Here is a 13,048-nt window from a genome sequence, read left to right as displayed (position 1 = left end):
GAAAAATTAGATAGGATTGCTATATAGCAGTTATTGAATGTTTGACAAATTGTGTTAAAAAGGTAAAGAGGTAAATCGCCCTCTTTCAACGCTTTACCTCTCTCAACAACAAATAATTACAACTGACAATTACAGCTTAGAACGGTCAGTCAAAATCTCATAACCAGTCTCCGTTACCAACACTGTATGCTCAAACTGAGCAGACAAAGAATTATCCATAGTAACTGCTGTCCAACGGTCAGATAATGTCCGCGTGTGTCTAGAACCCGCATTTAAAATTGGCTCAATTGCCAGCGTCATCCCTGCCCGGAGTTTAACATTTGGCATCTCACGAGTACGGTAGTTGAATACTGAAGGTTCTTCATGCAGATTACGACCGACACCGTGGCCAGTAAACTCTTCAACTATACTAAAGCCGTTAGCTTTCACATGATCTTCAATTGCTCCAGCTAAGTCAAGTAGGTATACACCAGCCTTTACTTGTTCAATACCCTTGTATAAAGCTTCTTCTGCTACGCGAATTAATTTAGCCGCTTCTTGCGTCACTTCACCCACAGCAATTGAAATGCAAGAATCACCGTGAAAGCCTTGGTAATAAGCGCCCGTATCTACTTTTAATACGTCCCCGACGCGAATCACTTTTTTGGGACTAGGAATGCCATGCACTGCTTCATTATTAATACTGGAGCAAATAGAACCTGGAAAACCGTGATATCCTTTAAAACTTGGTGTTGCACCCATTTCGCGGATGCGTTTTTCTGCATAAGCATCCAAATCAGCTGTTGTCATTCCTGGCTTTACTAGCTCGGAAATTTCTTTGAGGACAGTTGCTACAATTGTCGATGATTGCCGCATGATTTCAATTTCACGCGGCGATTTAATTTCAATTCCTCGGCGCTGTTTTTTCGCAGGTGCAGGTTGAGTCGCTTGAGAAAGTAAGTTACTGAAAATGTTCATGGGAGATTAATAATTACTGGTGCTTTAACGCTGAAGTATGAATGCTTTCTCTAGATTAATTGAGAAATAATATCTTTAATTTAACACTATGGGAGTTAGTACAGTTTAGTCTAAAATTGTGATGAATTGAGGTTTCAAATTTAAACGCAAAGGGGCGCAAATTTAAGGGCAAAGGTACGCAGAGAATTTAATCACCTGAATTCAATGTTGTATTTAGCTCAATTATTTTTAATTTTTAATGGCAATCTCTCCAGTCATACCTGCTTCTCTATGTCCTGGTATTGTACAACGTAAGCCATAAGTACCAGATTTCAAGGGCACAAACACCCATTCGGCTTCAGCACTGGGTTTGAGTTCCAGTTCGTGAATGGCTCCTTTGATTTCTACTTTGCCTGCTTCAACTTTTTGTGTCCAGATGCCATCGGCAAAATCTTTAGCAGTAAAATAGTGCTTCAGTTGACTGGGATTAGTAAGCCGTAGTTGATAGCGTTTGCCAACCTCAAATTCCAAATGATTTGGCTCAAATTTGAGTTCGTTAGCCGTATTACCCAAGCTAACTGTAATTTCTGTAGCTGGTTGCTTGAGCAAATCAAAAGACTTATTCGCCGCCATTACTGGAGTAGCAGCGATGAAATTTAGAGCTAGAAGCAATATTAATATCACGTAGTTACACCGTAATATTTGTACCCAAGTAGGAATTGTGAAAGTAAGGGATTTAATTACAACTTCGTAAAAATAGTTATAAATTGTCATTACTAATTCTCAAAAGGCAATGCTGATGAGCAATAACGATTGATAGGTAGCGGGGAAAACCACTTTACCTATTCTTTATATTATCCATGCCCAGTGCCTATCTCTACCTAATACTTTTCTGTGCTAACACAGATGGGCCAGCAGTAACGACTACGATTCGATCTGGGTGGAGTAACTCACGAGCCGTTTGGTTAACTTGGGCAAGAGTAACTTTCTGGATTTTATCAGTGAAGGAGTGCAATTCTTCTTTATCTAGTCCGTACACCTCATTCATTAGAATTCTATCTGTTAATTCCTCTGGGTTTGCTAAGGAAACGTTGTAGTTGCTCGTCAGGGTGCGTTTAGCTGTTTCTACTTCCAGCGCAGTGACGCCTTGTTGATGGATTTGCTGTAGAATTTGGCGGGTACTAGCGATCGCTTTACTGCTATCTTCAGGACTAGTCTGCATCTCAATCAAAAATGTCCCTACATTCTTAAGAGTCTGGAAGGAGCTATAAATTCCATAGGTCAAACCTTGGCGATCGCGCACTTCTGCACCTAGTCTACTAGATAAAGTATCGCCTCCCAATATCTGGTTCAATACTAAGGCTGCATGAAATCGAGGATCGTAACGGTTAATGGCTGTGTAACCCATATAAGTTACAGCTTGGGCTTTATCTGGTAAAACTGGGTTGACACTGACGATTTTCTGTGGCATTGCTACCGGGGGATATTTTAATGTGGGTGCTTGACCGCTAACTTCCCAGTCTTCAAACTTATTTTTAATCAGCGATCGCACTTTGTCTAGATCGAAATCTCCCACCAGCGCTAGCACTGTTGTATCTGGGCGATAATGTTTAGTTTTGAAATCAATCACATCCTGGCGCTGAATCTGCTGTAAACTCTCCTCTGTGGGGAAGGTATGTAAGGGGTGTTTTTTCGGATAAATTGACTGAACAAATACTCTTCTAGCTACTTCTGATGGCTCATCTAATTCCTGTTGCAAATCAGTTAAAGTTTGTTGGCGATGCAGTTCTAACTCTTTGCTGGGAAAGGTACTATTTTTCACAACATCTGCTAATATCTCCAGGAGTATCGGCAAATCATCTGCTAAACTATCACCTTCAATATGCACACCTTCGCGGTAGGTTTGAAAGTCTAGACTTGCCCCTCGTTCTCCTAAGACTTTAGCAATAGTTAAAACATCCTTGCTCTTAGTACCATTTAGCAAATTATCTGACACAAAAGCAGCCAATCCAGCTTTGCTCTCTGGATCGAATTCTGTCCCAGCTTGAATATAACCGCTTAAGGTAACGGTGGGAGTACTCCGATCGGGTAACAGTAATATCCGCAATCCGTTAGTCAATTTAAATTCCTGGGGTAAGACTTGGGCAATCGCATCTGTAGCCAAATCCACAGGTGGTAAGTATTTCATCACCTCAGAAGGAAGCACAGGTGCGCCAGGAGAGAAATTTTCTGTAGTTTGGGCTGATGAGTGTGGTTTGTCAGCAACTTCTGTTATCCGCTTCTGGGTTGGTTCAAAAAATCCTACTGTCCGCGCTTCTTTTGTCAAGTATTTGTTAATCACAGCAACAACATCCGTCGGCTTCACCAGACGAACAGCTGCCAAATAGCGGTCTGTGTAGCGATAATCACCAACAGTTGTCTCATCAGTGCCCAATCGCATTGCTTGAGAGGTGATATCACGATTACTCAAAATTACATCTGCTGTTAATTGAGTTTTAGCTTGTTCTACTTCCTCAGATGTCACACCTTTTTCTGCTACATTGGCGATCGCACTACTCAACATTGAGTCAATTTTTTTCAAATCTTGTTTAGCTCCAGCCGTTACCAACAACTCATACCAGCCAGATTCTCGCAAACTGGTGACGGATGCCGTAAGTTCACTAGCTAAACCTGATTCCACCAATGCCTGATAAAGTCTAGAATTCCGTCCCTCTGTCAAGATGTAATCCATCACATCCAGCGTCGGCACATCTGGTTGATTTGCATCCGGTAGCGGATACACAACTTGTAACAGCCGTCCTGCTCCCGGTTCTCGTAATACGATGGGAGCGCTGAGTGCTGAGTGATGAGTGCTGAGTGATGAGTGCTGAGTGCTGAGTGATGGAGATGAGGGAGAAATAACTCCTGCCTCCTGCCTGGGTAATTTACCAAACACTTCTTTAATTGTTTCGAGAGTATTTGCTGTTTGAAAATCTCCCACAATCACTAAGACAGCATTATCGGGACTGTAAAAATTGCGGTAATATTTTTCTACCTGCTCAACTTCAAACTTTTCGACATCAGCTTTAGTGCCACCTACAGGCAACCCATAAGCATGATTGGGAAACACCGCTTGCATGAGGGCGCGGTTGAGGCGATATTCTGGACTATTTTCGTAACCCTGCAACTCGGAAATTACTACCCGCTTTTCACTGGCTAATTGCTCCGGCTCAATCTGGGAATTTCGCATTCTGTCTGCTTCCAACACCAAGAGCGCTTTCAGCTTGTTTCGTTCCACAGTACCGTAATATGCAGTTTGGTCATAGCTGGTAAAAGCATTGGAATCACTACCTAAAGCACTAAACAAACGTCCAAATTGAATTGGACGGTTTTTTGTACCTTTAAACATCATGTGTTCCAATTGGTGGGCAATGCCGTTCACGCCTGGTTCTTCGTTACGCGAGCCAACCTTGTACCACACCTGCACTGTCACCACTGGCGCAGTATGCACTTCCTTTGTCAGGACAGTTAGACCATTCTCCAGCACTGTCTTGCGGACGTTTTCTGTCAGTGTTGAGGGCATTATTCTTTTTGCTAGCAAGGTTGACTGATATTTTTCTTTGTTAGTAAATATAACTGGATGTTGGCTATGAGCAGGTCGATCGCTCAACAAAAAAACAGCTATTAGCCATAAACTTAAAAGTAATAACGGCAAGGGATATTTATAAAATTTCGAGTAAAATTTGGAACATCCATACATGTATTTAGCAGATATATCTGTAAATTAAGTTACATAGTTAGGCGTTGCATATTTGTCGGATGATTTTGCTAGTTTTGTGGGATGGGTATCTTGCCTGTCCCTTGTATCTCAGGGCGGGCGAGACGCCCACGCTACAAGAATCATCCCTTGATTCAGCAACGCCCATACTTATTTTTGTGAGTGACCACACTTTAATCTGGCGAAAAAATCTGTGACTTCAGTAACAATACAGAAAAACAATATATTAGCAACAAAGCTAATAAAAAAGCTAAATTACGGGAGTTTTGCTAAAATCCGAATGAATTCCAGAGGTAAGCCATCAGTATCGGCGATGAAAGCCACTTCGTAAATGCGATCGCCTATTTGCTGTTGTGTCGGTTCTAAAAGCACCTTCAACGGTTCTAATCCTTCGGGTTGACTCTCAGCAGCTACTAATGCACGTTCTTGCAAATTTGTCAACCAGCTAGGTAAATCTGGTGTAATCTCAGTTAAATCGAACGAGAGATGATAATATCCCACATAATGTTCGTCAGCAAAGGCATCTGGGGCTGGTTTTGGTTCGGGAATTTGGATCAGTTCAATTCTGCCGCCCAATCCTTCTATCCAGCAAGCTAGGGTATAGCCTGTGGTAAAGCGTTCTGAGATTGTAAACCCTAAAAGTTCGTAGAAAGCGATCGCTCGATGAATATTGGCAGTCCGAATAGAAGCGTGGTGCATAACAAAAGTTAGGAGTTAAGAGTTAGGAGTTAAGAGTTATGAGTTTATGAATTGAATTTAGCTCTTAATACCAATTCTTTGTGAAATTGCACAAAATCAAGCTTAGTCAGACAAGGTGCTTGAGCAAGTTGTTAGGGAGCAACCTCAGATGTAATCGGTATAACTCCTAACTCTTAACTCCAAACTCCTAACTCCTAACTTTACTCAAACAACCTGAAATAAGGGTAGCGTACAGGGACACCAGGCTCTTTTTCCAAGTCAAAATTAATCACTTCCCAACAGGCATCATCTGAGTTATCGGGGCTAAACTCCACGGGTAAACCGTATAAACGCGCCGCAGTAGCTTCTGGTTGTCCAGAACGCCAAGGCGTGCTGCGTTCTAAGTAGCCACTCATCAATTCCTGATAGCGTCGAGCAATAATTACTCGTGTTGCTCGAAAACCTTGGGTATAGAGCTTGTCTAATGCTTCGTGAATTTCAAAGCGAATACCATCAGGATGAGTATGTTGTCTATACCATTCATTATTCCACCTCCGCCAATGACGCCCCGATTGCAAATGGATTAACTCTCCATTTTTCGGATTAGCTTCAAACGCGCCATGACGCGGACACAGATAGGTATCTGTGAGTGTCAACGCCGGAATAGTCTGGCGACAATGGGGACACTGTATTTCCGGCCCAAACATTGGGTACTGCAAACCTGGATTCATCATGAAGTGCGTACAAACATAGTTTTGTCTTCACCAGCACTAGTGGGTTGGATTATACACTTCGGCTCAACCACTTTGGGTTACTTGCTCGCTGCTGCATAGACACGGTGTTGCGGCAGGAACATTGTTCACTAGTGTTTTCCTCAGCGTAGAGGCTTGACGCTGTGATATCCTGGTTGTGCAACCAGCCTCAAAGGTTGGAGTTTCTCCAGTGTTCCTGGGTACCATATTCATATTCTATCGTGTCTACCGCTTCTTACTGGACATCTCCTGATTTTTCTCAAGCTGCCTTCATTGCGGGCAATGCTGTTGTTATGGGTTCGGTAAATATAGCAACAGGAGTGAGCATTTGGTATGGAGCAGTGGTGAGGGGAGATGTAGAACAAATTGAAATTGGCGAATGCACAAATATTCAGGATGGTGCAATTTTACATGGTGATGCTGGTTTTCCAACAATCTTAGAAGATCATGTTACTGTAGGGCATCGCGCTGTAGTACATTCTGCTTACATTGAGCGTGGAAGTTTGATTGGCATTGGCGCAGTGATTTTAGATGGGGTACGAGTGGGCGCTGGTAGCATTATTGGTGCTGGCGCAGTGGTAACTAAAAATGTACCGCCTTTGTCTCTAGTTGTCGGTATTCCAGGTAAAGTATTACGGCAAGTAACAGATGTTGAAGCCGCAGAACTGATTGAACACGCTAAACGTTACCAAAAGTTAGCTTTAGTTCATGCTGGTAAAGGTACTGATATTGGTTTTAGCAAGGCTTAGAGAATGGGGACTGGGAAGAAGGCAGGGGAGCAGAGGGGACAAGGGGGAATTATTGAACAAGTCTCTCCCAAGTCTCCCCTCTCTACCTTGTCTCTTCTTCATCCCCAATGCCCAATGCCCCATAATTTAAACATTCTTTACATTTGGATTTGGAAAAATTGCCCACTTCAGCTAAAAATAAAAATGAGAGCTGTTGACAAAACTTTAATTTCTACTTAAAAGAGGGGTTCTTAGATATGGATATCGATTTTCGTATAGCAATCGTTTTAGCACCAGTAGTCATTGCTGCTAGTTGGGCAGTGTTTAATATTGGCGCTGCGGCTTTAAGACAATTTCAAGGCTTTTTCGATAGAGAAGCTTAAATTCATTAATGGGGCATGGGGACATTAGGCATTGGGCATTAGGAGTGCTGCTAGCGAAAGCGGGGCGTTGAGCCAGTGCTGAGTTAAGAGTTAGGAGTTAAGAGTTAGGAGTTTTGTTTATCTCCTTGTCCCCTTGTCCCCTTGTCTTCCCTATACCCTTGTGTCTTATCCTGCAAGAAGCTAAAGCTACATCTTTCCCAATCTTTTGATTCAATTTTGAATTTTGAATTTTGAATTTTGAATTGATTTCTCCCACTCCCATTCCTTGGATATCGATTCTGTAATACAACCCCTGCAACGCTTTGGTGTCCATTTGGGACTCGATCGCATTGTCAACCTATTGGCAAATCTCGGCAATCCCCATCACCAAGTCCCGGTTATTCATGTTGCTGGCACTAATGGCAAAGGTTCAGTCTGTGCCTATATTTCCTCAGTACTCACAGAAGCTGGTTATCGTACAGGACGCTACACTTCACCCCATCTAGTTGATTGGACGGAACGTATTTGTCTGAACGAACAGCAAATTTCCTCTGAGGAATTGAGTCAATTATTAGAAAAAGTCCAAGCGGTTATTCGTCATCAGGACGAATCGGCAACTCAGTTTGAAGTAATTACAGCGGCTGCTTGGTTATATTTTGCCCAGCAGCAAGTTGATGTGGCTGTGGTAGAAGTCGGACTGGGAGGGCGCTTAGATGCTACCAATGTCTGCTTGGAACCTTTGGTTACACTCATTACTTCCATTAGCCGGGAACACTGGCAACAACTTGGCCCTACCGTCGCTGACATTGCTAGAGAAAAAGCAGGTATTCTCAAACCTGGATGTCCCGTTGTGGTTGGACTATTACCACCAGAGGCAGACAAAGTAGTGCGATCGCGCGCTTTAGAATTACAATGCCCGATTTTTACGCCTCAACCTGCCCGTGAAATCGCTACAGGATGGGCAGAATATCAAACTATTCAAAATTCAAACTTAATTAAATACCCTTTGCCATTAGCCGGACAAATTCAATTAGCAAATTCCGCTTTGGCAATAGCTACTTTAGAAATTCTCCAACAACAGGGTTGGCAGATTTCAGAAGAAGCCATAATTAACGGTATGGCCAAAACTAAATGGCCGGGGCGGATGCAATGGATTACTTGGAGTAACCATAAATTATTACTTGATGGCGCTCATAATACCGCCGCTGCCGAAGTTCTTCGCCAATATGTTGATAGCTTAGACGCAGTTAACCATAAGCCCGTCAATTGGGTTGTGGGAATGTTTGCCGATAAGGATCATGCTGATATTTTTACCGCCTTACTGCGACCAGGCGATCGCCTTTATTTGGTGCCAATACCAGTAGAACCCTGGCCCGGTAGAACTTCTGCGGATCTAGACTACTTATCAAATCTAGCTTACAGCCTCTGTCCCGAATTAAGCGATCGCCAAATCCATCCAGATTTATTCACAGCACTAACAGCCGCCACTACAACCGCTACCACAGAAGATTTAATCGTTTTGTGTGGTTCTCTTTATTTAGTCGGCGACTTTTTAGCAACCACCAATATATTTCATAAATCATAATTACGAATTATGAATTACGAATTACGTTAGCGTAGCGGTAGCGACGCAGGAGCGTCATTACGAATTTACCTCTGATTCCATTCTTGCGCCGCATCTTCAACAGCTTTATCTACAGTTTTCTGCCCTAACATTGCTGCTTGCAAGTTTTCGTAAACTGCCTTTTGCAGTTTATTAAAATCCTTCAATGTCGGGGTCAATATTTCTGCCTTTGGCAGTTCTTGAGCACTCATTACTCGTGCTTTTTCTATTGTTGAAGCATTAGCTGGAACATCTTTAAAGTAACTATCAGACAATGCTTTGATTGTAGAAGGCAGAACATTTGCAGCTTTAGCAAAGGCTAACTGATTTTCGTTATTGGTGACAAATAAAGCAAACTTCACAGCGCCATCTGGTTGTTTGCTATCGCGGGGAATAACTATGTTCATCACCGCGACATTTTTCTTACCTGTGTCACCAGTGAGTTGAGGTGCTATTTCCGAAGCTTGAGCAATTTTCGGGGCATTATTAGCGATCGTTTTTAGGAACTCTGGCCCAGAAGCTAGAAACGCAGTCTCTCCAGATTGGTATAAATCGATCGCGTGGCGATGTCCTTGGGTTAAAGCCTCTTTAGGAAGCAAACCTTTTTTATACAAATCTACCCAATACTGAAACGCGGCTTTTCCTGGCGCTGAATTAAACGCCGCTTTCTCCTCAGCATCTATTAAGGTGACTCCCATTTGCACGAAAGATTCCAGCACTTCACCAGAATCTTGCGGTACGAAAGTTACAAAAAAGGCATATTTTCCCGTCTTGTCTTTAATTTGTTGCGCTGCTTGTGCTAATTCTGCGTAGGTTACGGGGACTTTATTGATACCTGCCTGTTTTAATAAATCAGTGTTATAAATGGTTAACCGTGTGGTGAGATACCAGGGAATCCCAAAACTCTTGCCATTAAGCGTGCTTGCTTTCCAGATATTTGGCAGATAGGAGGAACGTACATCATTCGGGACTTTAGCATCCAAATCTAACCAGGCATTTCGTCCGGCAAGTTGGGAAGCAAAACCCGGATTCAAGTTAACTACATCAGGTGGCGTTTTTGCGGAGACAGCTGTTAATATTTTGTTCTCCATTGCTGCCCAAGGTACATCAACCCAGTTAATCTTTATACCTGGATTTTGCGATTCAAAATTCGCAATTAGGCTTTTGAAGTAGTCGGTAAATTGAGGTTGGAGTTGCATTGTCCAAAACTCAACAGTTCCCACTCCTGAAGTAGCTTGTTTTGTACTTGTATTAACATTACCTGTGCTGCAACTGATAACCCAACTGGTTATTAAGCCAAGCAGTACAAAAGCAACAAGTTGTTTAAATTTTCGCAATTGAATCATTTTCCCAGTATTTTTACGCTTGATCGGTGTGAAAAGCTTAGACAGAATTGTTGAGATTATAGGCTAAATAAATTACCCGTAAAGACGTAATATATAACGCCTTTACTGCAACAAATTTAAATTTTCAATTTAGCAGTCCAGCGGGCACAACTGTGGTAAAAAGCTTCAATAGTCTGTTTGGCAAATCGAAAAAAGGAGTAGGCATTGAGCTTGCTCCCGAACGAGTGAATGTAGTTCAGCTACGCAAGCAGGGTCAAGGCTTGAAATTAGAAACCTATACATCGGTAGCAGTTCCAGAAGGGATAGTTATCGATGGTCAAATCAATGACCCTCCAGCAATGGCGCAATTAATCCAGCAAGCGCTAGCTGAGAGCAAAATCAAAACTTCTCACGTTGCTACTGGTGTACCAGGACGAGATTCTATCGTTCGGATTATACCAGTGCCAGCAGAGTTAGATGATAAAGAACTGCGAGAAATGGTGCTGAACCATGAAGCAGGTTTGTACTTACCCTATCCTCGTGAAGAGGCTGATGTAGATTATCAGAAACTTGGGTATTTTGTAGATGAAGATGGCATTGAAAAGGTACACGTACTCCTAGTTGCCACCCGCAAGGAGATCACGGATACCTATATAAGTACCTTCGAGCAGGCAGGATTACAAATTGATGTTTTAGAAATTAACAGTTTTGCTCTAATTCGGACTATTCGCGAACAACTGCGACAATTTGGGCCGCAAGAAGCAGCAGTACTAGTTGATATCGAGTTCGATAGTACAGAAATAGCCATCATCGTTAACGGAGTGCCGCAATTTTCGCGCACAGTCCCCATCGGGACTTATCAAATGCAAACTGCCTTAGCAAGGGCAATGAGCTTACCTACATCACGAGACATGGAATTGTTACACGGAATGGTTATTCCTGCAACTCCCATAGACGGAGGTAAAACTGGCGTTACCGAACTCGATCCTGGCATGGCTGCCATCTTGAGAGTCTTGGGAGAACTAACGGATGAGCTGCGCCGTTCCATCGATTTTTACCTGAATCAAAGTGAAAATTTGGAGGTAGCGCAGATTTTATTAGCCGGACCAGGAGGTGGACTTCAACAGCTAGATGAATTTTTTACCCAACGATTGAGTTTGCCAACTACCCAAATAGATCCAATCGGATCTTTATCTTTGGAAGTTGACACTGATAAATATCCACAGGTACAACGCTCTGGCTTGGCGATTGTACTAGGTCTAGGAATGCGGGAGGTGTAATAAAATGTACAGCCTAGATGTTAACTTTCTTAAAGACCGCCCAGCATACCAGAAAAAGCCAGAGAAACAACGAGGAATAGCCCTAAAACTTCCTACGGGGGATTTGACACTACTGTATGTAGGAGTTGCAGTAGGTATAGGTCTTCCGGTTTTATTTGGAGTTGGTTGGTGGTTGCTGCAAGGGAAGATTGTTGAATTAGATGGTCAGATTGCACAACTAGATCAAGAAAGCAAGAGGTTAGATACAGAAATAGGAAATATTAACAAAATCAAAGACGAGACGAAGGCAATTAAAGGGGAAACCCAAGCTTTAGTAACTGTATTTGACCAGATTCGTCCTTGGTCAGCAATGCTGCAAGATTTGCGCGATCGCATCCCAACGGCAGTGCAAATCGAAAATATCAAGCAAATCCCACCCATTGCAGTAGCAGCAGGTCAGCCGCCAAATAATCCCGCGGGGGGATTAGAAATTAACGGATTGGCTCGTTCCTTTAATGATGTCAATGATTTCTTATTGAGTTTACAACAATCTCAGTTTTTAAAGCCTACAGAAACCAGAATTCTGACAGCAGCGTTAGTAGATGCTCCCTTAACATCAAGTGCGAGTCAATCTTCTAATAATGTCGTAATTAAGCCACCTCAAGTAGTTAAATACACTATTCAATCGAGCATGAACGACGTTCCAGCGTCGGAATTAATTCGAGAGTTGGAAAAAAAAGGCACAGTGGGGTTAGTAACTCGAATTCGTAATATGCAACAAACAGGAGTCATTTCAAAATGACGCTGAGTGATGATTTAAATTTTGCCGAACAAGGTGGGGAATTCGATCCGGCAACGCCAGCCGCACCTGTGGTATTTGGTATTGCCTTCACACCAAAAATTATTGGGATCTTGGTAGGGGTAGTTGGTTTAGCGGGAGCAGCTTATATATTTTTAAATCTGCTGATGCCAGCTTGGGAAAGCTATCAGCAACAGCAAGCTAAAAGCTCTGAACTGCAAGCGCAAATTGAGCAAAAAAAAGCCAATATCAAACAGATTGACAAAGTTAAAGACGAACTAGCACAGGCAAAGCAGCAAAAAGTTCAGGTTTTAAGTTTATTTGCTAACGAAAAAACCTTAGATACATTACTGTTGGATTTGAACCGCTTAATTGAGTCTGGCAATAGTGCAACTTCTATTAATGCAGTCAGAGCCAAACTGAAGAGATATGTGCCGATTTCTCAAAAACCAGAACCGATTACCGATGGAAGTCTAGGAGTAGGGGTTGACGGCAAGCTGCAACGCAGTACGATCAGCGCTGAGATTACAGCAACTTATGAACAAACACAATCGATAATTCGTAACATTGAGCGGTTACAGCCTTTGTTAATAGTTAAAGATTATCAAGCAACTTTGGCTCCAACAGAGACAAGATCCCCATTAGATAAAACGCCGATGCAGGTAGGCCCAGCAGCGATTAATACATCATTCCAGTTACAGGTATTGATGCCACTTAGCCCAGAAGAAATAGCGGCAGCAGCGAAAGCTGCCCCGAAAAAGTAGTCAAATTAGAGCTAGGACGAATAGAATTCGCGGCTACACAAGCGTAGACAAACCCTTCCCACAGACTAAGGAAATAATTGAGGGT

12 protein-coding genes are annotated in these 13,048 nt (G+C 42.6%); 6 read left to right on the top strand and 6 right to left on the bottom strand.

Annotated elements, in window-relative coordinates; translation table 11 throughout:
* Positions 1–129: 129 nt before the first annotated feature.
* From map to ACR5KR_RS25790, 5 genes are all read right to left on the bottom strand, one after another.
* Positions 130–957 carry a type I methionyl aminopeptidase gene (gene map / locus ACR5KR_RS25810; protein WP_448268491.1) on the bottom strand — a complete coding sequence of 276 codons (828 nt, stop codon included), beginning with the start codon at positions 955–957 and terminating at the stop codon, positions 130–132.
* A 228-nt stretch (positions 958–1,185) separates the two neighbouring features.
* Positions 1,186–1,710, bottom strand: coding sequence for a plastocyanin/azurin family copper-binding protein (locus ACR5KR_RS25805; RefSeq protein WP_448268490.1), 525 nt, complete (start codon positions 1,708–1,710; stop codon positions 1,186–1,188).
* 103 nt (positions 1,711–1,813) lie between these two features.
* Positions 1,814–4,675: a M16 family metallopeptidase gene (locus ACR5KR_RS25800; protein ID WP_448268489.1), complete on the bottom strand. Its 2,862-nt coding sequence runs from the start codon at positions 4,673–4,675 to the stop codon at positions 1,814–1,816.
* A gap of 273 nt (positions 4,676–4,948) precedes the next feature.
* Positions 4,949–5,392 carry a VOC family protein gene (locus tag ACR5KR_RS25795; RefSeq protein ID WP_448268488.1) on the bottom strand — a complete coding sequence of 148 codons (444 nt, stop codon included), beginning with the start codon at positions 5,390–5,392 and terminating at the stop codon, positions 4,949–4,951.
* A gap of 200 nt (positions 5,393–5,592) precedes the next feature.
* Positions 5,593–6,102 carry a TIGR02652 family protein gene (locus ACR5KR_RS25790; RefSeq protein WP_445632021.1) on the bottom strand — a complete coding sequence of 170 codons (510 nt, stop codon included), beginning with the start codon at positions 6,100–6,102 and terminating at the stop codon, positions 5,593–5,595.
* Positions 6,103–6,344: 242 nt separating this feature from the next.
* On the opposite strand from ACR5KR_RS25790, the gene ACR5KR_RS25785 reads away from it, so the two are divergent.
* The 3 genes from ACR5KR_RS25785 to ACR5KR_RS25775 all read left to right on the top strand — a co-directional run bounded on the left by ACR5KR_RS25785 (position 6,345) and on the right by ACR5KR_RS25775 (position 8,798).
* Positions 6,345–6,872, top strand: a complete 528-nt coding sequence (locus ACR5KR_RS25785; RefSeq protein WP_322710647.1) for a gamma carbonic anhydrase family protein — start codon at positions 6,345–6,347, stop codon at positions 6,870–6,872.
* A gap of 236 nt (positions 6,873–7,108) precedes the next feature.
* A complete protein-coding gene (locus tag ACR5KR_RS25780) occupies positions 7,109–7,234 on the top strand; it encodes a photosystem II protein Y (RefSeq protein WP_322671746.1) in 126 nt (41 codons plus the stop codon).
* A gap of 265 nt (positions 7,235–7,499) precedes the next feature.
* Complete coding sequence (locus tag ACR5KR_RS25775) at positions 7,500–8,798, top strand: bifunctional folylpolyglutamate synthase/dihydrofolate synthase (protein WP_448268487.1); 1,299 nt, start codon at positions 7,500–7,502, stop codon at positions 8,796–8,798.
* A 65-nt stretch (positions 8,799–8,863) separates the two neighbouring features.
* Here the strand turns inward: ACR5KR_RS25775 and ACR5KR_RS25770 are convergent, their stop codons facing one another.
* Positions 8,864–10,162, bottom strand: a complete 1,299-nt coding sequence (locus ACR5KR_RS25770; protein WP_448268486.1) for an ABC transporter substrate-binding protein — start codon at positions 10,160–10,162, stop codon at positions 8,864–8,866.
* A gap of 152 nt (positions 10,163–10,314) precedes the next feature.
* Between ACR5KR_RS25770 and pilM the strand changes: the two genes are divergently transcribed.
* From pilM to ACR5KR_RS25755, 3 genes are read left to right on the top strand one after another with little or no spacing between them, the layout of a single operon-like run.
* Positions 10,315–11,421, top strand: a complete 1,107-nt coding sequence (gene pilM, locus ACR5KR_RS25765) for a type IV pilus assembly protein PilM (protein WP_445629905.1) — start codon at positions 10,315–10,317, stop codon at positions 11,419–11,421.
* Positions 11,422–11,425: 4 nt separating this feature from the next.
* Positions 11,426–12,202: a PilN domain-containing protein gene (locus ACR5KR_RS25760; RefSeq protein WP_322710651.1), complete on the top strand. Its 777-nt coding sequence runs from the start codon at positions 11,426–11,428 to the stop codon at positions 12,200–12,202.
* Positions 12,199–12,963, top strand: coding sequence for a pilus assembly protein PilO (locus ACR5KR_RS25755; RefSeq protein WP_448268485.1), 765 nt, complete (start codon positions 12,199–12,201; stop codon positions 12,961–12,963). Before ACR5KR_RS25760 ends, ACR5KR_RS25755 begins: the two co-directional genes overlap by 4 nt.
* Positions 12,964–13,048: the final 85 nt, after the last annotated feature.

The sequence above is a fragment of the Nostoc sp. DSM 114159 genome (genome assembly GCF_053470285.1).
Note: the sequence above shows the minus strand (reverse complement) of the source record. Positions and strands in the feature narration are given on the sequence as shown.